27 protein-coding genes and 2 tRNA genes are annotated in these 21570 nt (G+C 60.8%); 18 read left to right on the top strand and 11 right to left on the bottom strand.

From position 1 onward, the window contains the following. The first annotated feature begins 14 nt into the window (after nt 1-14). The 4 genes from LPB73_RS07855 to LPB73_RS07870 all read left to right on the top strand — a co-directional run bounded on the left by LPB73_RS07855 (nt 15) and on the right by LPB73_RS07870 (nt 3458). The gene (locus LPB73_RS07855) at nt 15-299 is read left to right on the top strand and encodes a His-rich protein BRANT (protein ID WP_089264888.1); all 285 of its coding nucleotides are present in this window, start codon (nt 15-17) and stop codon (nt 297-299) included. 221 nt (nt 300-520) lie between these two features. Beyond that, nucleotides 521-952, top strand: coding sequence for a hypothetical protein (locus tag LPB73_RS07860; RefSeq protein WP_414716874.1), 432 nt, complete (start codon nt 521-523; stop codon nt 950-952). Nucleotides 953-1275: 323 nt separating this feature from the next. Next, the gene (locus LPB73_RS07865; RefSeq protein WP_089264886.1) at nt 1276-1995 is read left to right on the top strand and encodes an outer membrane protein; all 720 of its coding nucleotides are present in this window, start codon (nt 1276-1278) and stop codon (nt 1993-1995) included. Nucleotides 1996-3383: 1388 nt separating this feature from the next. Then, a tRNA-Thr gene (locus tag LPB73_RS07870) sits at nt 3384-3458 on the top strand. Nucleotides 3459-3514: 56 nt separating this feature from the next. On the opposite strand, the gene LPB73_RS07875 is transcribed toward LPB73_RS07870, so the two are convergent. After that, on the bottom strand, nt 3515-3826 hold the full coding sequence (locus LPB73_RS07875) for a hypothetical protein (protein WP_231080222.1): 312 nt from the start codon (nt 3824-3826) through the stop codon (nt 3515-3517). 475 nt (nt 3827-4301) lie between these two features. Between LPB73_RS07875 and LPB73_RS07880 the strand changes: the two genes are divergently transcribed. Further along, the gene (locus tag LPB73_RS07880; RefSeq protein ID WP_147421754.1) at nt 4302-4523 is read left to right on the top strand and encodes a hypothetical protein; all 222 of its coding nucleotides are present in this window, start codon (nt 4302-4304) and stop codon (nt 4521-4523) included. Between the two features lie 9 nt (nt 4524-4532). On the opposite strand, the gene LPB73_RS07885 is transcribed toward LPB73_RS07880, so the two are convergent. Both LPB73_RS07885 and LPB73_RS07890 read right to left on the bottom strand, forming a co-directional pair. Next, nucleotides 4533-4736, bottom strand: a complete 204-nt coding sequence (locus LPB73_RS07885) for a hypothetical protein (protein WP_089264883.1) — start codon at nt 4734-4736, stop codon at nt 4533-4535. Nucleotides 4737-4829: 93 nt separating this feature from the next. Further along, entirely contained in the window at nt 4830-5093 is a 264-nt protein-coding gene (locus LPB73_RS07890; protein WP_093762074.1) for a hypothetical protein, read from the bottom strand. A gap of 290 nt (nt 5094-5383) precedes the next feature. On the opposite strand from LPB73_RS07890, the gene LPB73_RS07895 reads away from it, so the two are divergent. Then, entirely contained in the window at nt 5384-5809 is a 426-nt protein-coding gene (locus LPB73_RS07895; RefSeq protein WP_093762178.1) for a hypothetical protein, read from the top strand. Between the two features lie 50 nt (nt 5810-5859). Then, nucleotides 5860-6492: a hypothetical protein gene (locus LPB73_RS07900; RefSeq protein WP_231080223.1), complete on the top strand. Its 633-nt coding sequence runs from the start codon at nt 5860-5862 to the stop codon at nt 6490-6492. Between the two features lie 124 nt (nt 6493-6616). On the opposite strand, the gene rlmB is transcribed toward LPB73_RS07900, so the two are convergent. Beyond that, the gene (rlmB, locus tag LPB73_RS07905; protein ID WP_231080224.1) at nt 6617-7480 is read right to left on the bottom strand and encodes a 23S rRNA (guanosine(2251)-2'-O)-methyltransferase RlmB; all 864 of its coding nucleotides are present in this window, start codon (nt 7478-7480) and stop codon (nt 6617-6619) included. Between the two features lie 245 nt (nt 7481-7725). On the opposite strand from rlmB, the gene LPB73_RS07910 reads away from it, so the two are divergent. Beyond that, nucleotides 7726-7811 (top strand) — tRNA-Tyr (locus tag LPB73_RS07910). A 483-nt stretch (nt 7812-8294) separates the two neighbouring features. Here LPB73_RS07910 and LPB73_RS07915 read toward each other — a convergent pair. After that, nucleotides 8295-8660, bottom strand: a complete 366-nt coding sequence (locus LPB73_RS07915; protein WP_231080225.1) for a hypothetical protein — start codon at nt 8658-8660, stop codon at nt 8295-8297. A gap of 470 nt (nt 8661-9130) precedes the next feature. Between LPB73_RS07915 and LPB73_RS07920 the strand changes: the two genes are divergently transcribed. The 3 genes from LPB73_RS07920 to LPB73_RS07930 all read left to right on the top strand — a co-directional run bounded on the left by LPB73_RS07920 (nt 9131) and on the right by LPB73_RS07930 (nt 11225). Further along, a complete protein-coding gene (locus tag LPB73_RS07920; protein WP_175367989.1) occupies nt 9131-10180 on the top strand; it encodes a YeeE/YedE family protein in 1050 nt (349 codons plus the stop codon). Nucleotides 10181-10268: 88 nt separating this feature from the next. After that, complete coding sequence (locus LPB73_RS07925; protein ID WP_231080226.1) at nt 10269-10742, top strand: hypothetical protein; 474 nt, start codon at nt 10269-10271, stop codon at nt 10740-10742. 30 nt (nt 10743-10772) lie between these two features. After that, entirely contained in the window at nt 10773-11225 is a 453-nt protein-coding gene (locus LPB73_RS07930; protein WP_231080227.1) for a DsrE family protein, read from the top strand. Nucleotides 11226-11334: 109 nt separating this feature from the next. Here LPB73_RS07930 and LPB73_RS07935 read toward each other — a convergent pair whose 3' ends face one another. From LPB73_RS07935 to LPB73_RS07945, 3 genes are all read right to left on the bottom strand, one after another. Beyond that, complete coding sequence (locus LPB73_RS07935; protein WP_231080228.1) at nt 11335-12444, bottom strand: YeeE/YedE family protein; 1110 nt, start codon at nt 12442-12444, stop codon at nt 11335-11337. A gap of 69 nt (nt 12445-12513) precedes the next feature. Then, nucleotides 12514-12891 (bottom strand): ArsR/SmtB family transcription factor, encoded by a 378-nt coding sequence (locus LPB73_RS07940; RefSeq protein WP_068731992.1) that lies wholly within the window; start codon nt 12889-12891, stop codon nt 12514-12516. Between the two features lie 35 nt (nt 12892-12926). Continuing rightward, nucleotides 12927-13325 carry a thioredoxin fold domain-containing protein gene (locus LPB73_RS07945; RefSeq protein ID WP_231080229.1) on the bottom strand — a complete coding sequence of 133 codons (399 nt, stop codon included), beginning with the start codon at nt 13323-13325 and terminating at the stop codon, nt 12927-12929. Between LPB73_RS07945 and LPB73_RS07950 the strand changes: the two genes are divergently transcribed. Further along, nucleotides 13324-14118, top strand: coding sequence for a cytochrome c biogenesis CcdA family protein (locus tag LPB73_RS07950; protein ID WP_231080230.1), 795 nt, complete (start codon nt 13324-13326; stop codon nt 14116-14118). The two genes, LPB73_RS07945 and LPB73_RS07950, sit on opposite strands and share 2 nt — an antisense overlap. 21 nt (nt 14119-14139) lie before the next feature. Then, nucleotides 14140-14727 carry a SoxW family protein gene (locus LPB73_RS07955; protein ID WP_231080231.1) on the top strand — a complete coding sequence of 196 codons (588 nt, stop codon included), beginning with the start codon at nt 14140-14142 and terminating at the stop codon, nt 14725-14727. Nucleotides 14728-14740: 13 nt separating this feature from the next. Here LPB73_RS07955 and LPB73_RS07960 read toward each other — a convergent pair whose 3' ends face one another. From LPB73_RS07960 to soxA, 3 genes are read right to left on the bottom strand one after another with little or no spacing between them, the layout of a single operon-like run. Beyond that, nucleotides 14741-15241 carry a GlcG/HbpS family heme-binding protein gene (locus tag LPB73_RS07960; protein ID WP_231080232.1) on the bottom strand — a complete coding sequence of 167 codons (501 nt, stop codon included), beginning with the start codon at nt 15239-15241 and terminating at the stop codon, nt 14741-14743. 21 nt (nt 15242-15262) lie between these two features. Beyond that, nucleotides 15263-15889: a sulfur oxidation c-type cytochrome SoxX gene (gene soxX, locus LPB73_RS07965; RefSeq protein ID WP_231080233.1), complete on the bottom strand. Its 627-nt coding sequence runs from the start codon at nt 15887-15889 to the stop codon at nt 15263-15265. Nucleotides 15890-15899: 10 nt separating this feature from the next. Beyond that, entirely contained in the window at nt 15900-16724 is an 825-nt protein-coding gene (gene soxA / locus LPB73_RS07970; RefSeq protein WP_231080234.1) for a sulfur oxidation c-type cytochrome SoxA, read from the bottom strand. Nucleotides 16725-16889: 165 nt separating this feature from the next. Here soxA and soxY point away from each other — a divergent pair, with 165 nt between their 5' ends. The 5 genes from soxY (at nt 16890) to LPB73_RS07995 (ending at nt 21537) form a co-directional block, all read left to right on the top strand. Then, entirely contained in the window at nt 16890-17354 is a 465-nt protein-coding gene (soxY, locus tag LPB73_RS07975; RefSeq protein WP_231080235.1) for a thiosulfate oxidation carrier protein SoxY, read from the top strand. Between the two features lie 48 nt (nt 17355-17402). Then, complete coding sequence (gene soxZ / locus LPB73_RS07980; protein ID WP_089264796.1) at nt 17403-17732, top strand: thiosulfate oxidation carrier complex protein SoxZ; 330 nt, start codon at nt 17403-17405, stop codon at nt 17730-17732. Nucleotides 17733-17835: 103 nt separating this feature from the next. After that, the gene (gene soxB, locus LPB73_RS07985; protein ID WP_231080236.1) at nt 17836-19533 is read left to right on the top strand and encodes a thiosulfohydrolase SoxB; all 1698 of its coding nucleotides are present in this window, start codon (nt 17836-17838) and stop codon (nt 19531-19533) included. Between the two features lie 38 nt (nt 19534-19571). Continuing rightward, nucleotides 19572-20852 (top strand): sulfite dehydrogenase, encoded by a 1281-nt coding sequence (soxC, locus tag LPB73_RS07990; RefSeq protein ID WP_231080237.1) that lies wholly within the window; start codon nt 19572-19574, stop codon nt 20850-20852. Further along, nucleotides 20836-21537, top strand: coding sequence for a c-type cytochrome (locus LPB73_RS07995; RefSeq protein ID WP_231080238.1), 702 nt, complete (start codon nt 20836-20838; stop codon nt 21535-21537). Before soxC ends, LPB73_RS07995 begins: the two co-directional genes overlap by 17 nt. The last annotated feature ends 33 nt before the right edge of the window (nt 21538-21570 follow it).

The following is a 21570-nucleotide window of genomic DNA, read 5'->3' on the forward strand; positions in this document are numbered from 1 at the left end:
GACAGGAGACGACCATGTTGAAGAAAATTTCCACCGCGTTGATCGTAGTTTCCATGCTTGCCGCTCCCGCGATGGCTGCCGGTATCGCCAAGACCACGCCGGCGCCGATCACCAAGCCGGTGACGTCGGCCGATAACAAGGTGCAGGCCAAGCCCGGCGTGCTGAACGCAAATGCGAAAATGGTCCGCCATCATCACCGCCATGCCCGTCCTCATCATCGCTTCCACAAGAAGATGAGCGTTCACAAAGTTCACAAGCACACCGCCATCCAGACCACAGTCGTGCACAAGCGCGGCTGAGGGGGCTCCGCGGTCGCGGCCTCATATTGCCCAGCCGCGATCGCGGAGTTTCAACGGCCGGCCTGCTGTACCTATCCCCTGGGATGCATAACATCCCTGAGGTGCAGCAGGCCGGTTCGTTTGCGCGGGTCCGTCACCGAGATGCGAATTCCAATTCCGGAGCGAACCGTCTAGGAGAGGCATGACGGGGATATGCCTACGCAAGCGAGACGGCACGACGGATGAGACGACATTTGGGGATATCTTCGAGACGGGCAGCAGCGGTGCTGTTGCCGCTGTGGCTTGCAGCATGCGGAGGAGGCGGCGCCGGTGGCATCAGCTTCACGGATGATCAGGGCGTGGCCGCGCAGCCATTTCCGACCAATTATCGCGTGGACCTTCTGGCGTTCTTCAAGACCTATTTGAACAATCCGGTCGGCGTTCGTGACGCCATGATGGCGGAGCCGGTGCAACGCACCGTTGGCGGGCGCCTGCGCTATGTCAGTTGCGTGCGCTATACGGCGAAGGATTTCGACGGCAGATACACCGCGCCGCAGGAGCGGGCGGTATCCTATGTCGACAAGCGCCTCGATCGCATTGTCGAGAATGTCACTGAGGCCTGTGCCGGCGCCACCTACGCGCCGTTCCCCGAAATGGAAAAGATGACGCGGTAGCGCGTTGTTGGCAGCTCTTTAGGTCTGCTGTCGGTGCTCGATGCGAGCACGATCAATGTCGACGTTGGCGCCCTCAACTGACCGCAACGTCGCCACGAGATTGCCGCAGCCCGGCGTGGGTATCTGGACACTGAAAAACCCGATCAAGTTCGTGTGAGCATTGAACCAAAAGCCATTTCGCTCCGCCTGAAAATGAATAAATCCAAAAGTGTTGCTGCTTTGTCGCAGTCGGCAAACATCGATGTGGCAACGCCTGCCGTGAAGCAACCAAACTGCCGCCACGTTGTTTTTCGATGGTCATTACGCAACACAGGGGAACAACCATGAAGAAGCTTTTGCTCAGCGCGTCGGCCATCGTTGCCGTGGCCGCGATCTCGTCTTCAGCCTTCGCTGCCGACCTTCCGGCGCGGACCTATACCAAGGCCCCGGCCTATACGGCGCCGGCTTTGGTCTACAATTGGACCGGTTTCTACATCGGCGGCCATCTCGGCGGCGCCTTCGGTGACGGCAACAGCCTCGTCGGCGATAGCGGCCGGTTCATGGGCGGTGTGCAGGGCGGTTTCGACTATCAGTTCGCCACCAACTGGGTGGTCGGTGTCGAAGCCCAGTACAGCTGGCTGGCGAGCAGCAATACCAGCCTCGTCTTCCCGAATGGCACGACCATTACGGGCGGCGGTAACGATCAGCTCGGCTCGGTCACCGGTCGTCTCGGTTACACCTGGGGTCCGGCACTGCTCTACGCCAAGGGCGGTTACGCCTGGAAGGATAACAACAACCTGACCATCGCCGCTGTGGCTCCCGCGGTTGCTGTGATCGATGGCAACAAGAAGGACGGCTATACGGTCGGTGGCGGTCTCGAATACATGTTCTCGCCGAACTGGTCGGGCAAGGTCGAATATCAGTACTATAACTTCGGCAACACCACGATCACCTCGACGGCCATTCCCGGCGGCTCGACGAGCTTCAACAACGACGAGCACACCATAAAGGCCGGCCTGAACTATCGCTTCGGCTGGGGCGGCCCGGTGGTCGCCAAGTACTGAGCAAGTACGACATCGATTCGATCTTTGACGGAAAGGCCGGCATCACGCCGGCCTTTTTCTGTGTGGGGATTCGTCATGTGCCGCTGCGCGTCGCTGATTATCGCTTCAATGCGATCGTCATCCTCTCCACGTCATGGCCGGGCTTGACCCGGCCATCCATCTTTCTTGTGCGACGGTGTGCGGGCCAAGCTGGATCCCCGGGTCAAGCCCGGGGATGACACCTGTGGGTGCGGCGCCTTCATCGCGCCGTCGTAGATTCAACTGTCAAACAGCCACTGCTCTTCAGACATGCGTCATCGCCCCCATTGTTTACGGCGCGGGGGCGCCGTCGTCGCTTGCATTCCCACCCTCTTGTGAGAGGGCGTGCGGAACGCCGGGTGCCCGTTGCACCCTTGGGCCTGATGCGAATGCGGTCTTCCGCAATCTAGAGTGCATCAGGACTTTCGGAGGCGCCGAGCAAGTGCCCGACGTTCCGCATACGGTGTTTTTTCGGTTGCCTGCGCATCTGCCATGGCGAACGGTCCCATCACCAAAATTAATGTCCCAGGGCGGAGGGACAGGGTAGCCGCAAAGCACTTGGCCGAACGCGTTTCGATTTGGTCGTCCGTCACACTGTCCAGGGATCTTTCCATCCGAAGGTCGGCCGTCTCCTTGCCAGTGGCAGTGCTGGCGCAGATCCGTCCTGCCCGAAGACAGACGTTACCCCCAAACCGCGTGACGCCGCATCTCCGGCGTCCACCGCATCCTGCCCCGCGAACGTGACGATCGCGATCGCCCCTCTCGGTGGGGCCGGACGGAGGGGAATATAATCCATGGCGGGATATTGTCAACACTAGATAGGAAAAAATGTTTAGCGCGTCCCTGGCCACAAATTGTCATTCCGGGGCGCGGCCGGCACTTGCCGGACGCGAACCCGGAATCTCAGCGTGGGAGACTACGATCGCGCCAAACACAGCGGGATTCCGGGTTCGCGCTCTGCCGGCTTCGCCGGCGACGCGCGCCCCGGAATGACGAGCGCGGGGCAGTAGACAGTCGAGCTCTCCGCTGCCCCCGCACCAGGAATCGAAAGTAAACGAGTCCTGAATCCCGGGAAAAATAAGGTTCGAGACTCCCTTGCCAGAATCGCTTGATGGTTGTCGGGCGATGAAAATGATCGACAATATCCGCAGCGACGGGGTGCAGGTGGCACTGACGGTCGCCCTGATGGCCGCCTGTGCGGTCAATCTGCTGCTGCTTTACGCGTGGCTGTAAGCCCATGCGCCGGTTTGGCGCGCGCGGGAGTAGCCCTTGCCGGACAACTCTGATATCTGACTGCGCGACGCGGGCAGGCGACTGATCCGGACGTCCCATTTCGATCTTGGAAAATCAATTAACCCATTGATCTTGTTGCCGGTTTAGCTCAGCGGTAGAGCAGCGGTTTTGTAAACCGAAGGTCGGGAGTTCAATCCTCTCAACCGGCACCACCATTTCAATAATTTGGCCAAACGGTCTTTTCGCACCGGCTCGCCATGGGTTCAACCTATGAACGTTGTTCCAAGGTAGCCCGGACTTTTGCGATGCCCTCCTGATAATCGGCCTCCCGCTTGTCCTGCATTTCCTGTTGCCGTGCCTTGAATGATGCAACGCGATTGCGGATGTCTTCCCGGAGATCAGTCAGCTTCATCGGCTGCGCAGGTTCCGGGACGATCTGCTTCGGATTTTCAGCGGCTTTCATCTCGGCGTCTACCGCAACGGTCAACTTCGCGGCCAGCTCGGGCTGGTTGCCCGAGACCTCTTTTACAAACGCCAATGTCTCCGCGATTAAATGATCGCGCTCTTCGACCCAACTCATGGCGTCATCATTTAGATTGAGCGACGTTAGTGCAAGCGCGTCAGCGGGTTAAGCCTAACGGGGCACAGTGCAGAATTGGCTCCGTCGTCGTGTCAGCGCCAATGCGTCTCCAAGCGGCCTGCTGACGCCTTTGGGCGGCTGGCTGTGGGAGGTTCGCCGAAGGCGAACGGGCGTCAAATAATCAAATAAACAGACAGGCTGCGAACGAGGCCGTCAGGCCGAAGAGTAGGGCGCCTGCGCAGAGGGCGCGCTCCCAAACCTCGCGTGCGTGATGTCGCTCGAAGCACTGCCGGCTGAAATACTGGTGAGTGAAGTGGTCTTCCATCTCCGCCTCCCTGAACGGGGATAGAGAATCCTTCATGTGATTCGCCGTCAAGCGGCGTGTGTGCTAAACCGTTAAATAAGCCCCGCGGCGAGTTGAACCAATTTGCCGTTCGCGCGACCAAAGCGCGTCTCAATGAGTAAGGGGAATCGCATGACTTTTCGCGAATCCATCACCCGGCTTTTCGGCAGCACCTCAACGCCCGAATCTGAAGAGCGCGCCAGGCGACTGAACGCGTCCATGGATGAGTTTGTGCGGCTACTGCATACCAATGGCTACGACAGCAAAAGCCCCACCACCCCTAGAGAGGTGGCAGGACTTTCGGAACGTCCATCCTGCGCTCAGGACGCTCAGTCTTCCAACCAAGGATTGTGAGAGTCGTTCCTAGGTCACTGCCGGCGGTACCGCGATCGGCTTGCCCGTGTCCTCTTCGGTGCTGCATGGCTGAATAGTGTAGCCGTCCTCCAGCACCGTCTTGCCGTCCACAACATCAACGAGCCCGGCTTCGTCGGCATGTTGCCAGACGTCCTCCTCGGTCGGGAATTCCTGGCTGAGCTTCTGGTCGTCTTCGAATAGCGCGTAGGGCATGTGCCACCTCCGACGCGGCAACGCGGCGGAGGTTGAGTAGTTCGATCGCAGTGGCCAATCTGCCCACCCGTCAACCGGCCTGTTGAACCTTAATCAGAAGCAGGGATACGCCCGGCCGTCCTGGCCGCGATAGGCCGCGGCCGATTGCTTGCAGCGGGCGGCGAGGGGACCGTCGTAATAGGCGAAGGTGCCCGGCTGCAGACCCGGACCGTAATTGTGCCCGAACTGGATCCGGTAGGGCTGGCCGGGTGCGGCAAAGACGAAGGTTTCGGCGCTGTGATGATGTTTCCAGTGTCGCGCGAAAGCAGGGGTCGCGACCAGCGTCGACAGGATGATGGCTGCACTGAGAAACTTCATCGGGGCTCTCCGGACATGACGACTGCAGATGTTTGCGACAACGACGGCTGAAGGGATCAGACCACGTTGCCAAGGCAACGCGCAAGATGTGTGCGGCGCGCGCTTGACGTCTTTCGACCGGGATCAGATCGCCGTGCGGGCGCGTTGCGTTAACGAATCCACGCTGCGATCCCGCGCATTTGAACTTCGCCTGATGCTTGCGCGTTAGGCTTACCGGCAGTTTAGACCGCGCCCTTAACCCATCCTGCCAGGCGTTCGAATATCGTACCGCCGAGATGCAGGACATGGCCATGCGAACCCTTTCAGCACTGCTTTTTGTGATTGCGACCACGCTTCCGGCTGCAGCCGCCGATGGTTTCAACATCGTCGTGCCCGGTCGTCCCGGCGTGCCGATCATCATCAACGGCGTCGATGCGTCCTATCGCGTGATCGAAGGCGATTGGGGCTTGCAGCGCGGCATTCATATTCAACCGACAGTCTATGGCGGTCGTTACGTCGATCCGGTGCCGAATGTCGGCCACTACTATCCGAGCCTCGGCCACAAGCCCGGCTACGGGCGTTTGGAAATCGAGCCGCCGGCCAATCGCAAATTGCCGCAGCCGGCCGAGAGCTTCCACGAGCACTGGTCGGCGAAATCCGCGCCGATGGAGCGGCATAATGAAGTGCCGTTCAATCCACCTGAGGTCATCGTCGCACCGCCGGAATTCCGACGCTGACCGACCAATCACCAACACCAAAAAAAGACACCCGACAGGAGAGAGTATTCATGCGTAACGTGATTTCAAAATGGGTTGTGGCATTTGCCGTTGTCACCGCCACGGCCGGCGCAGCGCCTGCAATGGCCTGCGGTGGAGGCCTGTTCACCTCAAACGGCTGCTCGCCTTGCGGCCAGGCCTATGTCAGCCCCTGCGGCTATGGCGCCGGTTATGAGCGGCTGCCCGATCCGACGCCGGTGACGCGTCAGTATTATTACGCCAATCAGGGCCCGACCTTCAGCGGCCCGGGCATGTTCGCGCCGGTTCCGACCTATCAGGAAACCGCGATCGGCTGGCGCGGCTATGGCCAGGGTTACGGTCAAGGTTACGGTTACGGCTATCGTCGCGGCTATTACGGCGGCCCCTATGCCAATCCGGTGAACTACTCCTATGGTCCGGCCTATCGCGCGCCGGCGATCTACAGCTATCCGTCGCGCAGCCAGTATCGTGCGCGCCCGAGCTATCGCTACGGTTACAGCATGCAGCCGCGCACGCGTTACGGCACTACGCAGCGCAGCTACGTGTCGCGCACCGGTTATCATCAGGCGCATCGCTATGGCGCGCCGAAGGTGATGTATGCGCCGCGCGCCGCAGCACCGCAGCGTGGTTATCACCAGTCGCAGCAGCATCGCCGCGCGTACTGATATGATCGAACGACGAACGCCCGCTCGCAGCAATGCGGGCGGGCGTTCTCGTTTTGGATAGAGGGATTCTTGTTTTGACGCGTTTTCTTGACGCGAACCGGGACCCACTTCACTCGAAAACGCTCTAGCCCATCAGGCCGAGCTTGCTGGCGCCGACATAGAGCGCGAGCACGGCGGCGTTCGACACGTTGAGGCTCTTGATCTCACCGGGCATGTCGAGCCGCGCGACGACGCTGCAGGTCTCTCGCGTCAGCCGTCGCAATCCGCTGCCTTCGGCACCGAGCACCAGCGCCAGCGGTTGCTGCAGCGGGATCGCGCTGATGTTCTCGGTGCCTTCGCTGTCGAGACCGACGGTCATGAAACCGAGATCGTTCAATTCGTTCAGCGCCCGCGCCAGATTGGGCACCGTGATCATCGGCACCAGTTCCAACGCACCGGATGCGGATTTCGCGAGAACGCCGGTGGCCTCCGGGCTGTGCCGCGCCGTGGTGATGATCGCCTTGACCGCGAAGGCGGCGGCGGAGCGCAGGATGGCGCCGACATTATGCGGGTCGGTGATCTGGTCGAGCACCAGCACGATGCCGTCCTGGGGCAGGCTGTCCAGATCCGGCGATTCCAGCGGTTCGACCTCGGCCAAGAGGCCCTGATGCACGGCATCGGGCCCCAGCCGGCGATCGATCTCGTCCGGACGGACCAGGATCGGTGCCACGCGGGTATCGATCTTCTCCTCGGCAAGACGCCGGGCGGCGTTCTCGGTCAGAATCAGCTTGAGAATTTTCCGCTGCGGATTGGCCAGCGCCATGGTGACGGTATGCCAGCCATAGAGGATGGCCGGGCCGTCACCGCCGGATTCCCGGCCACGCCGGGGCGGCCGCCTGCCGTGATCCCGGCCCTGATCGCGCGGTTTGTCCCGGTTTTGACTGCTTTGGCCGTCGCGTCCCTTGTCAGGTCCACGCTGGAATCGCTGTTTTCGTTCTCGATCGCTCATGGCTGGCTTGTCTCACGCATGCCGAATAATGGCAATTTGGGGCCCCCGGAAAGAGGTCGGGAAGGGGGGATATTCCTGCCAGGGTCGGTTGACTTTGCCCCATGGCTTCCGTCATAAACGCGCCAACCGGGAGCCCGTTTACGGGCGCGCGTTTTAACGTCATCCATGGCCGTCCAGCCACTTATTCGGTGGGACTGCCGTGTTGGGCCAAGGTCTTGTTGGGCTTGGGTCCGATGGCGTCAGGCGGGGGAGTGTCCCGAGTGGCAAAGGGAGCTGACTGTAAATCAGCCGTCTTATGACTTCGAAGGTTCGAGTCCTTCTTCCCCCACCATTTTCAAATCACTGACGAATTGGCCCTGCGGGGCGGTGGGTTGCAGGCAATCCTGTAAGCAATTCCATTTTCGGTGTTATTCGCGAAGCAGCGCATATTTGCCTGGTTCCGAACGCGCCTGCCTAATTCGATTTGGGGTCCGACGGCGGCTTCCGCAGGTGGGCGGTCTCGGGATCGAAGCCAATAGCGTAGACGTCCAAGACGCCAGCTTCACGCAGCTTCCGTAGCTCGCTCGCCGTCTGATCGAGGGTCTGTACGGTTCCGTAGCAGACCTTCTCCGGCTGCCCGTGAGGGGTCCCGTAGATACTGTAGGCCACGACTGAAGCACACCCCGTGATTGCTGCGAAAGGTTTGTAAACGCTACCGCAATCATTGGCGTGTTGTCTATAAAAATAGACAACTTGGCGATGGACGGCTGCGTCAACACGTGTGGCCGTCAAGACTTGCGCAGATGGGTCATGACCGTGGTGGCGCCAAGCTTGCTCACGCATGCACGCTTCTCATTGGTTTATCTGACAGCCACGAACACACCGCGGCTGGAACTGCTCCCGCTATCGCAACGGACACATCGAAATATGGCTGGCCCATGTAGCGTGCGACAAGCTCGGCCAGGACAGCAGCCACCGGCATCGTCGCGATGAGCCGCACGTAAAGCGGCTGGCCGGAAAGCGCCCAGTCCACTCCTGCCGTCAACCAAGCAGGAATGACGGCGAGCACATACGCAATTCCCGCCAGCCACGCCAGGAACCCGATGTCGGGAAAACCATCACGCAACAACTGATCGGCTGTGATGTAGACGAACAGCACGAGTGGCGGAAACAGCATCGTGAAAACGAGCAGTCGCTTCATAAAATCATCTCCAAGATCTCTTGGTCTGACTTGGAGAAGTTTTCGTTCAACTTTCTCTGTCGCATGAACTCAGCGTTGCACGGCCGTGCGACCGGTGGCGTGCACCCTTCGCCGAGCCCCGCCGTCCTTATTCGGGAGCGCGAGCCTAGCCCTTGATGTTGCTTTGATCGATGAAGCTTCAGATCCGCTTGCCGCGTCCTCCAAAGAACTGAGCGCTATGCCCCGTGTTGAGCCGGGCAAGATCGAAAATGCCGTTTCGAAAATTGGGTGCGAAACACGCGTGTGGCGATCTCTGCCGCTCCCAGAGCGATAGTCATTCTGCATCGTGCTTCCGGATCTGATGGAATTATGTTTCCTGTTTTTCACCGTCCGTAGAACTTCCTCCTTAAATCATGCGTCAACTGGACCGCCTCTGAAACTGCCGGTAGTAATCCAGTGTCATCACCTCAAAATCACGTTCGGATCATTCGATGTTTGCGCTCCCGGTTATCGCGGGTTTTGCGATTGGCGCCGTTTTCGGCGTGGTCGGTCTGCTGAGCGGGTTCTGCCTCATGAGCAGCCTGCGCGACTGGTGGGCGCATGACGACGGACGCAAGATCCGCAGCTACGCGCTGGCGGTTGCCGTGGCGGTTGTCGGCACACAATTCATTGCCGGCGCGGGGATCGTCGAGATCGCCAAGTCGCTTTATCTGCAGCCGTCATTCTCGGCGCCGTTGATCTTCGTCGGCGGGCTGTTGTTCGGCCTGGGCATGGTGCTGTCGAATGGCTGTGCATCACGTGCACTGGTGTTGCTCGGCAAGGGGAATCTACGCTCGCTGGTCGTGATCGCGATGATTGGCGTTACCGCACAGATGACATTGAAGGGCCTGCTCGCGCCGATGCGGCTGTCGATCCTGCAATGGACGCAGACGACGCCTGGGGTGAATTCTCTCCCGTCGCTGTTCGGAACGCTCGGCCTGTCTGACGCGACGGCGCGCGTCGTAGCAACTTTGATTGTCGGCGTTGCGCTGTTGGTCTTCGCACTGTCGCATCGTGCGTTCCGACGTTCGCCGGGGCAACTCGCGGCCGGTCTTGTGATGGGCCTCCTGGTGATCGCCGGCTGGCTGACGACCGGTTGGCTTGGTGCCGATGAGTTCGATCCGATTCCGGTGGCGTCGCTGACATTCGTGTCGCCGGCTGCCGATACGCTGCAATTCATCATGCTGTCGACCGGCATGACGCTGAATTTCGGCATCGCGCTGGTAGCGGGTGTGTTCGTCGGCAGTCTTCTCACGGCCTTGCTGACCGGACGCTTTGAGCTTGAGGGCTATACGTCGGCACGCCATACGGGCCGTTCGATGGCAGGTGCCGCGCTGATGGGGATCGGTGGTGCGATGGCTTATGGCTGTTCGATCGGGCAGGGGCTGACGGGTGTGTCAACGCTCGCATTGCCATCCTTCGTTGCGGCTGCGGGTATCTTTGCGGGCGCTGCAGTTGCGATCCGCGGCCTGGCACTGCGTCCTGTGTTTGCGACGCAATAAATCCTCTCTAGTCCGCTTCGTTAGTTTGATTGCGCTGGCGCAGGGCGATTGCTAATCAATCCCCTGATCGTCAGAGGTTTTGTGCGCAATGAAGAGGCGAGGGCTGTTTTTCTTTTTGTCGGTCCTTGCGCTGGTGTCATTTGCAACGGGCTCGGTCACTGCACAGACGCGGCCCGCCAAGCAGGATGCCGCGCCGGACAAGCCCTTCGCCGAGCATTTCATCGCCTTGCAGCTGTCCGATTCCGATCCGAAGAAAGAACGCCTCGTTCTCAGCGTCGCCAGCAATCTCCTGAAAGCCTATGGACCGGACAAGGTTGCCGTCGAAGTCGTCACCTTCGGCCCCGGCATCGATCTGCTGCGCGACACCAACGAACACCGCGCACTGGTCGATAGTCTGATCACCCAAGGCGTGCGCTTCAGCGTCTGTGGCAACACGCTGGATACGATCGAGCGCGACACCGGCAAGCGGCCGGCGATCAATCCGCATGCGGTTGAAGTGCAGGTCGGCGTCGGCCATCTGCTGGATCTGACCGAGCGCGGTTTCACGATTGTGCGTCCCTGAAATTGTATGTCCCTGAAAAGGAATTTTGAGATGCGATCATTGTTGAGATCGATTGCCGGAGCCGTCCTGTTGTCACTGATCGCGTTGTCCACTTATGCAGCGGGCGCGAAGGAGCATCGCGTCGCCATTCAGGTCAATCAGAACGATCCGGCTCTGATGAATCTGGCGTTGAATAACGCGACCAATGTCATCGAGTTTTACAAGGCCAAGGGTGAGGACGTTCAGATCGAGATCGTCACTTATGGTCCGGGTCTGCACATGCTGCGCGACGACACCTCGCCGGTGAAGGACCGCATCAAGCAGATCGTCGATGCCAGCTTCCCGTCCAGCGTCAAATTCATCGCCTGCGGTAATACCAAAGAGGGCATGGAGAAGCGCGAGGGCAAGGCTATCAGTGTTGTATCCGAGGCGACGGTGGTGCCATCGGGCGCGGTTCGGCTGATTGAGTTGCAGGAAGCCGGCTGGAGCTACCTCAAACCCTGACGCTAGAGCCTTATTGGTTCTGATTGCATGAGAACCGGGCCCTGGCCTTTTTGTTGTGACGCGTTTTCTTAACGCGAACCGGCATCCACTTCGCTCGAAAACGCTATAACTACTTGGACGGCGGCGCTTTCCGCGCCAGCAGCATCCAGTTGCGCTGGATGAGGTCGCGTGGCGAGCCATCGACCAGGATCGCAATGCCGATGCGCGCGCCAAGTATCATGCCGCCGACTGCAATCGGCCAGGACAGCGCCAGCATCGATCCCGCGGTGATGCCCTGACCGATGGTGCAGCCGCCCGCCAGAATGCCGCCGATACCCATCAGGCAGGCACCGATAAGATGACGGCGCATTTCGTGATCGTCGTCGAAGGCTTCCCATCGCAGTTCAATCGCGAACCACGCTGCAGCCCATGCACCGGCAATGACGCCGAACACGCTGCCGACGCCGAAATCGGCGAAGTTCGCGACATTCAGAACCCCGGCATACAATGCTTTTCCGATCGTCGATACGAATGTCAGGCTTTGCGGGCGGGGCGGGCCAGCGAAATCGTCGTTCAATCCCACCGTGACGATCCAGCCGGCAATCGTGAGCAATCCGAGTGCGACACCGGCAGTGAGCAGGCGCGGCGCGCGGCGCAGGCGTTTGTCGCTGAGTGCCAGCCAACAAAGGCCGCTGCCGACAATGATGGCGAGCGGCACGCGCAGATCGCGGCCGGTCGCTTGCGTCAGCAGCGATGCAAAATCGGAGCGTATGCCGTCCGGCATCCCGATCGATAGCTGCTCAAGCACGCCAATGCGAAGATCGGCGAACAGTCCGCGCAGAGTGGCATAGGCCGTCGCACCCAGCACGAGGATCACGATCAGGCTCCTGAGATCGCCGGTGCCGAGCCGGACCAGCGAGCCGAAGCCGCAAGTGCCAACCATTGCCATGCCGGTGCCGAACATGATGCTGCCGATGACGATCGCAATGAGGGGCAATGCGGTGGGAACGTAAGTGGTGTGTTCGGGTGCGAGAAAGCCGGTGAGCACCAAGGCCTGAGTGCCGAGCACGGCGACACCCAGCGCCAGCCCAAAGATCTTCAGGCGGCGATTGTCGCCGCCCATCAACGCATCTTCGATGGCGCCAAATGTGCAAAGGCGCGCGCGTCGCACGGCAAATCCCGCGATGGCGCCGATGGCAAAGCCAGCCAGCGCCGATAACCAGGCAGACATGTTCTGCATGGGTTTCCTCCCGATGCGAGGTGCGCTGGCCTTACGGGCCGCGCGCCTCCGCCTGCCGGATCGGCGGCGTTATTTTTTCTTGGTCGGCGCCGGTGTGGCGCAGAAAATATCGTAGATGACCGAGATGACGCTTCGCACATCGTCATTGGCCAGGCTGTAATAGATCGTCTTGCCGTCGCGGCGGGTCTCCACCATGCCGTCGTAGCGCAGACGCGCGAGTTGCTGGGACACGGCTGACTGCCGCAGCGACAGGATGTTCTCCAGCTCCGACACCGACCGCTCTCGCTCCGCCAGCAGACACAACAGCAGCAGGCGGTTTTCGTGCGAGATCGCTTTGAGGAAATTGCTGGCCTTGCGGGCCTTGCGCATCAACTGGTCGAGTTCGGGCGAATATTCCGCACCGTCGCGCAGTTCGTCTTCGAGTTCGGATGGGATGATAGAAGCCATGGCAGCGTGCGTGTCCCGCGAATGTTTGAAGAGGATCAGGAACGATTGGCGTTGGGCTGTGAGTTGCTCAGTCTGGCAGCATACTTCCCGAGCAGGCTCCAGAAAGATTCGTCGTTCATGTAACCGGTGATGCGGCCAATCTCGCGGCCGTTGTCGACGATCAGAAAGGTCGGTGTGAAACGCACCGGCGACGCCAGTGCAACGCCGGGCGATTTGTCGCGATCCATATCGATGCGGCGCAGCGGAAGAAGCTTGGCTTCGTCGGTCTTGTCATAGACCGGCGCGATCTCGCGATTCCAGCGCGCGCACCAGACGCAGCCATCGCGCTCGAACATCAGTAGTTCGGACGCATCAGCGATGCGCGGCGACAGCGCCGCAGTCATCACCAACAAAGTCGCGATCAACGAGGTTTTAAGAGGCAATTTCCACGTCATGTGTTACACATACACGAATTTGAATATTTATGCCAGAACCGGATCCGCCGTCGTGTCCTCAATCTCGTTCCTTGGTGCACTGGGCGCAGGGCTGTTGTCGTTCCTGTCGCCATGCGTTCTGCCGCTGGTGCCGCCCTATCTCTGCTTTCTGGCAGGCGTCAGCCTGGACGAACTCGACGACCACGGTGGTCAGGCCGGCTGGCGCCCGAACGGTCGTGTGGTCGCATTGTCCTTTGCGTTCGTATTGGGGTTTGCGACGGTCTTCGTTGCGCTGGGCGCATCGGCATCGCTCATCGGCAAGGCGATCACGGCGCATTTCGAGACACTGGGCATCGTCGCCGGCGTGCTGATCGTCATTCTCGGGCTGCACTTTCTCGGCATCTTCCGGATCGGGTTGCTGTTTCGCGAAGCGCGCTTTCAAGCGGTGCGCAGACCGGCGGGTTTTCTTGGCGCCTATCTGGTCGGCCTCGCATTCGCCTTCGGCTGGACGCCCTGCGTCGGGCCGGTGCTGGCGGCTATTCTGATGGTCGCAGGTGCTGAAGGCGCACCGGCGCAGGGTGCACTTCTGCTCGCGGCCTATGCGATGGGGATTGGCATTCCCTTCATGCTGGCTTCGCTGTTTTCGGGGCCTTTCATGCGGCTGATGGCGCGGCTGCGTCGCCATATGCTGGCTATCGAGAAGGTGATCGGTGCCGGCCTTGTCCTGACCGGCGTTCTGTTTTTGACTGGCGCCATGCCGCGGATTTCTGGTTGGATGCTGGAGACCTTTCCGGCCTTCGGCACGATCGGATGATGTGTGGCTCGGGAGGATCGAATGTCTGAGGTAACTGGCGTGATCACCAGACGGCACGCCCTGGCCGCGATCGGTCTCGGCGTGGTCGGGTTACGCGCTGCACCGGCATCCGCAAAGGCGACGCTTGGTGATGACGGGCTCTATCAGATGGACTGGTATCTGGAGAGCTTCCTCGATCTCTCCGAGGATCTGGCGGGCGCGAGTGCCAAGGGCAAGCGCTTCGCCATCATGTGGGGGCTCAAGGGCTGTCCGGCCTGCAAGCGCATGCATGAGAGCTACATGACCGATCCGAAGATCGAGAGCTACATCCGCGACAATTTCGAAATCCTGCATCTCAATCACATCGGCGCGCGCGAGGTGACGGATTTCGACGGCCGCAAGCGCGGCGAGAAAGCCTTTGGCGAAGCCTATGGCATTCGCTTCACGCCGACGATCCAGTTCTTTCCGGAGACCGTCGCGGGACTGGCATCGAAAAGCGGACAGGCGCGGGAAGTCGCGCGCATGCCCGGGCTGCTGGAGCCGACCGAGTTTCTGGCGATGTTCCGCTACGTGCGCCAGAAGGGCTACGAGACCGCGACGTTTCCGGAATGGCTGAAGAAGCAGGCGTAGGCGCGCGGTCGAGCTAGAAATCCAGTTTGTCCTGGATCGCGGCGATGCCGGCCTTGGCGCAAGCCTCATCGGCATCGCCACCCGGGGCTCCCGAGACGCCGATGGCGCCTAGCATCGAACCGCCGCCTTCGATCATCATGCCGCCACCGATGATCACGACATTCGGTAGGTTACGTAATCCTGCCTGCATCATGCCGGGCTGGCTGATCGCATTGAGTTCGGTGGTGCTGTTGCGAAACGTCGCGGAGGTCCATGCCTTGCCGGTCGCGGTCGGCGGCGTGTGCGGCCCGGCAAAGCGATCGCGCAGCAGGACTTGCGGCGTGCCAAAGCGATCGACCACAGCAACCGCCACCTGATAGCCGCGCTTCTGGCAGTCGCTCAGCGCCGCACGGGCGGCGTCGAGCGCCAGCTCAAGTCCGAGGGACTTGTAACTGACGACGGCTTCTTCCGCCCGTACCGCCGTCGACGAGAGCATCGACAGGACGATGGCAATCCATGCGTTTCGCATCGTCATGTCGTGCACTCTCAGCTTCGGTTACTTGTTGACCGGCGATTCCGGATCGAACAGGAAAGCCACAATATCCTTGATCTGCTGTTCGCTCAGCACCTTGTTGACGCCGAAGCGCGGCATGTTCGAGCAGGCGAACATGGCTTGCGAGTCGTAGACCTTGGTGAAGGCGTTCTTGATTTCCTGCGGATCGTATTTGCGATCCTTGCCGTAATTGGTCAGGCTCGGCCCGAGCGTGCCGTAGCTGACTTCCTTCTGCTCCATCTGATGGCAGGCGTAGCAGTTGCCGCCGGCAACGGTGTCAGGCGGATCCGAGAACTGGCCGCCGCGACCGTTATTGGCGATCTTGGCGCCTTCCTTCCAGTTGCCGAGAAATTTGCCGTCGGCGGGATAGACCACCCGCGCCAGTTCGCGCGCGGTGATCTTGTCGGCTTCCGCGCTGGGCACCTCGTTGTGATAGGCGTTGCAGGCCTTCAGCGTCTCGTCCGGCTCGATGCGTGCCTGCCATTCCGGCGGTGCCTTGCCGAAGGTCGATTTCATATAGGCATCGACGAGGGCCGGATCCGGCGCCTTGGCAGCGGTCTGCGCCGATGCGGATGTCGTGAGCGAGCCTGCTGCGAGAACGAGCGCGGCGAGTGTCAAAACGCGTTTCATCCCGGGCTCCTTATCGCTTGATCGATGGGACGTTGAGTTCGCCGGCCACCGCTTGTTTCTGCAGGAAAGAGGTGAGGGCGGTTATGACGTCCGAGCCGTATTCCGGCACGGGCCAGCGCTGCTGGCGGAAACAGTCCCACAGGCGATGCTGCATGGTGCGCAGCGCGCCCTGCGAGACGCGGTAGGTCGGCCAGCCGCCCATGGTTTCCTGCGCCGGCTTGCCGGGCTTGGAGAAGTTCGGCAATCCCTGCAGCCGGATGCGCTTGCCTTCGTCGGCATGGCAGGTGGCGCAGGAGAAATCATTGACGCCGCCGCGGCGATAGAACAGCGCTTCGCCGACCGCCGCCATCTCCTGCTCCTTGGGATGGCTCAGCGGAATGTCGATCTTCATGCCGTTCGACTTGTTGGCGATGTAAGCGACGAGGTCTTCCATGTCGGACGCACGGCCCGGGCCGGAAAAGCGCCGCGCGACGACATCCTTGGTATCAAGTCCCTGAATGTTCTGCATGCACCACAACAGGCGCTGTTCGAGATCCATGACCTTGTCGGCATCGGCGAAGTAGCGCGGCAATTGCGCGAAGGCGCCTTCGAGCTTGCCGGCGCCGAGACCGAGATTGCATGTTTCGAGCGAGACGTTCTTGGTGCCGCGGGCTTCGCTCCACAGCGCTTCACCGCGGTCGACGGCGAGATAGCCGGGATTGGACATCGGGTCCGAGATCATCTCGCGATAGCGTTCGATCTCTTTCTCGCTGGCGTCCTGAGCGTAAACGCCGAAGCTCCCCGCGCAGAGTACCAGAATGGCCGCTGCCGCTGACCGAATGACGGTCTTCCTCATCTGTCCCCTCCCACATCGCCGTCTGTGCGGCACTTGTGCATTTCAGATCTTTACATTCAAGAAAAAGAATATAATGATATGTCCCAGATAAGATAGATCAGACTTGGAATCGTCAAGCGATACTATTGTAAAGGGATTGCTCAAATCCCGCAGGAGGAAGCACTCATGATTTTGAAGTCGGTCGAGAAGACCCGTCGCGAAACGCTGGCCATGGCCGCGATCGCCGGCCTCGCAGCAATCCTTGCTCCCAGACTGTCGCTGGCCGATGAGCAGGCGGTCGCCGCCGAAATCAAGAAGCTGTATGGCGACAAGAAATTCGAGAGCGGCAAGATCAAGCTCGATGTGCCCGAGATCGCCGAGAACGGCCTTGTGGTCCCGGTCAATGTCGATGTCGAAAGCCCGATGACCGACGCCGACTATGTCAAGTCGGTGCATGTGTTCGCCGAAGGCAATCCGCTGCCGGCCGTCGTCAGCTACCGGTTCACGCCGGCTTGCGGCAAGGCCTCGGCATCGACCCGCATGCGTCTTGCGGAAACCCAGAACATCGTCTGCATCGCCGAAATGTCCAACGGCAAGCTGCACATGGCGAAGGCCAATGTGAAAGTCACGATCGGCGGCTGCGGCGGCTAGTCGCGCGGCTTCGTTCACAGAACAGATTTATCAGGCGAGGACTTTCTCATGGCAACCAAACCAACCCCGCGCGTTCGCGTTCCGACCCAGGCCAAGCCGGGCGAGCTGATCGAGATCAAGACGCTGATCTCTCACGAAATGGAATCCGGCCAGCGCAAGGATGCGGCCGGCAAGGTCGTGCCGCGCAAGATCATCAACAAGTTCACCGCCGCCTTCAATGGCAAGACGGTGTTCGAGGCCGACTGGAATCCCGCCATCTCGGCCAATCCCTATCAGTCGTTTTTCTACAAGGCTGCCGAGTCCGGCGAATTCACCTTCACCTGGAAGGATGACGACGGCTCCGATTATGTCGCGACCAACAAGCTGACCGTGGCCTGACGGATTGCAGACTTTGAATTGCAGATCCTGGAATTGCAGACCCTGGATCTGACGTTCTTCTGAACATTCACCCTTCCATAGCGGAAGGGATCATAGGTGGATCATGATATCGAGGCGGGATTTCCTGCAAGCGACGGCGGCTGCGTCTGCGCTGACGATCGGAAGCGGCCTTGGTTCGCTCGGCCGCGCGGCGGCGCAGCAGCGCCTGACACAGGCCGATATCCTGCGGTTTGATCCGCTGGGCACGGTGACAATCCTCTACGTCGCCGACACGCATGCGCAGCTAATGCCGCTGCACTTCCGCGAACCGTCAGTGAATCTCGGCGTCGGCGAAGTGAAGGGCATGCCGCCGCATCTCACGGATGCAGAGTTTCGCAACTACTTCAAGATCGCAGCCGGCTCGGCCGACGCCTTCGCACTGACCGCCGATGACTTCGTCGCACTCGCCAAAAACTATGGCCGCATGGGCGGCATGGACCGCATCGCGACATTGATAGGCGCCGTCCGCGCCGAGCGCGGCGATGACAAGGTGCTGCTGCTGGATGGCGGCGATAGCTGGCAGGGCAGCTGGACGTCACTGCAGACCAAGGCCCAGGACATGGTCGACGTCATGTCGGCCCTGAAACTCGACGCCATGGTTGGCCACTGGGAATTCACCTACGGCGCCGAGCGCGTCAAGCAGATCGCCGACAGCGCGCCGTTCGCCTTCCTTGCCCAGAACATTCGCGACAACGAATGGCAGGAGCCGGTGTTCGAGGCGCGCAAGATGTTCGAGCGCGGCGGCGCCACTATCGCCGTGATCGGCCAGGCATTGCCGCGCACGGCCGTCGCCAATCCGCGCTGGATGTTCCCGAACTGGGAATTCGGCATCCGCGAAGAGGACATCCAGAAACAGGTCGACGAAGCGCGCGCTGCCGGCGCCTCCATCGTCGTCTTGCTGTCGCATAACGGCTTCGATGTCGACCGCAAGCTGGCTGGCCGCGTGAAGGGGCTCGACGTCATCCTGACGGCGCATACTCATGACGCGATGCCCGGCCTGATCAAGGTCGGCAACACGGTGCTGGTCGCCACCGGCTCGCACGGCAAGTTCGTCTCGCGCCTCGATATCGAGGTGAAGGACAAGAAGGTCTCCGATATCCGCTTCAAGCTGATGCCGGTGTTCGCCGATGCCATCAAACCCGATCCGGCGATGACCGCGCTGGTGGAGAAGGTGAGGGCGCCTTTCGCGGGGGATCTGGCGCGGGAAATCGGCAAGACGGATTCGCTGCTGTATCGCCGCGGCAATTTCAACGGCACCTTCGACGATCTGATCTGCAACGCGATGATGTCCGAGCGCGATGCGGAGATCGTGCTGTCGCCCGGCTTCCGCTGGGGAGGCACGCTGATCCCCGGCGATGCGATCACCTGGGAGCAGATCACCAATGCCACCGCGATCACCTATCCGAACTGTTATCGCAACCAGATGACCGGCACCCAGATCAAGGAAGTGCTGGAAGATGTCGCCGACAACATCTTCCATCCCGATCCGTACTTCCAGGGTGGCGGCGACATGGTCCGCATGGGCGGCATGGGCTACGCGATCGATATCTCCAAGCCGATGGGATCGCGCATTTCCGGGATGACCCATCTGAAGTCCGGCAAGCCGATCGAGGCCAGCAAGACCTACACGGTCTCGGGCTGGGCCAGCATCAACGAGAATACGCAGGGACCGCCGATCTGGGACGTGGTCGCGGCGCATGTAGCGAAGGTCTCAACCGTCAGGATCGAACCCAACACCGCGGTCAAGGTGACCGGGGCCTGATTCAGGCGTCGTATTGCAGAGACAGGAAAGCTTGTCGCATGACTGATCGAACATCAGCGGAAACGCTCAATCGCCGCCGCTTTCTCGGCGCGGCAAGCCTGGCCGGTGCCGGTGCAGCACTTTCGGCGATTCCGGCGCTCGCGGGTGAGACGGCAAAATCCGAAGCGCTCATTACGGATGTGCAGGACTGGCAGCGCTATCTTGGCGACGGCGTCGACAAACATCCCTACGGCGTTCCCTCGAAATTCGAGAAGAATGTGATCCGGCGCGACGTACCGTGGCTGACGGCTTCTGCTGAATCGTCGGTCAACTTCACGCCGCTGCACGAACTCGACGGCATCGTCACGCCGTCCGGCCTGTGCTTCGAGCGTCATCACGGCGGCGTCGCCGAGATCAATCCTGCCGATCATCGGCTGATGATCAACGGGCTTGTCGACAAGCCGCTGGTGTTCACCATGGACGACATCAAGCGGATGCCGCGCATCAACAGGGTGTACTTCCTCGAATGCGCTGCCAATTCCGGCATGGAATGGCGCGGCAGTCAGCTCAATGGCTGCCAGTTCACGCACGGCATGATCCACAACGTGATGTATACCGGCGTGCCTTTGAAAGTGTTGCTGGATGAGGCCGGGCTGAAGCCGAATGCCAAATGGTTGATGCTGGAGGGCGCCGATTCCGCTGGCATGAACCGCTCGCTGCCGATCGAGAAGGCGCTGAACGATGTCATGATTGCCTTCGCCATGAATGGCGAGGCATTGCGTCCTGAGCAGGGCTATCCGCTGCGCGCCGTCATTCCCGGCTGGGAAGGCAATCTGTGGGTCAAGTGGCTGCGCCGCATCGAGGCGGGCGACCAGCCGTGGCAGACCCGCGAGGAGACGTCGAAATATACGGATCTGCTGGCCGACGGAAATTCCCGCAAGCATACATTCGTGATGGATGCGAAATCGGTGGTGACCAATCCGTCGCCGCAGGCGCCATTGAAGCACAAGGGCCGCAATGTGCTGAGCGGGCTCGCGTGGTCCGGGCGCGGCACCGTGAAGCGCGTCGATGTTTCGATGGATGGCGGCCGCAACTGGCAGACCGCGCGCATCGACGGCCCGGTCTTCGACAAATCCGTCGTGCGCTTCTATGTGGATTTCGACTGGACCGGACAGGAGCTGATGATCCAGTCTCGCGCCATCGACTCCACTGGCTACGTGCAGCCGTCGAAGGACGATCTGCGCAAGGTGCGCGGCGTCAATTCGATCTACCACAATAACGGCATTCAGACCTGGCTGGTGCGTTCGGGCGGGGAGACTGAAAATGTCGAAATCGGCTAATGCCCTGACGCTGGTGCTGGCGGCATGTCTGCTCGGCGGCACGAGTGCGCCAAGCGCTGCCCAGCAGATGGCGGGCCGCGACGTGGTCAAGCCCTCTGCGAAGCTCGGGCTGGGGCGGGCGGCCACCGCTGAGGAAATCGCGGCCTGGGACACCGACGTGCGGCCGGACGGGCGAGGTCTTCCGGTCGGCAAGGGCACTGTGAAGCAGGGTGACGATCTGTTTCAGGAGAAGTGCGCGTCCTGTCACGGCGAATTCGGACAGGGCGTCGGTCGATGGCCGGTGCTTGCCGGCGGCGCCGGGACGTTGAAGGCGGATCGGCCGGACAAGACCGTCGGCTCATTCTGGCCCGATCTGTCCACCGTGTTCGACTATATCAAGCGCGCGATGCCCTACGGCAATGCGCAGTCGCTGACCAATGATGAGGTCTATGCGCTGACGGCCTACATTCTCAGCATGAACGATATCGTCAAGGACGAGACATTCGAACTCAACGAGAAGAATTTCACGTCGATCAAGATGCCGAATGCAGCGGCGTTCTTTGAGGACGATCGTGAGACCTCAGAGAAGCAGTTCTGGAACAAGACCCCATGCATGAAAGATTGCCGGCCGGCGCCGAAGGTCACCGGGCGGGCCATGGCCATCGACGTCACGCCTGACGGCAAGTCCGGCCCCAAGGTCGAGTAGCAGGCGAGGGCACTCGTCTATGTCACGATGGCG

It is taken from the genome of Tardiphaga sp. 37S4 (assembly GCF_021044645.1).
Classification (GTDB): domain Bacteria; phylum Pseudomonadota; class Alphaproteobacteria; order Rhizobiales; family Xanthobacteraceae; genus Tardiphaga; species Tardiphaga robiniae.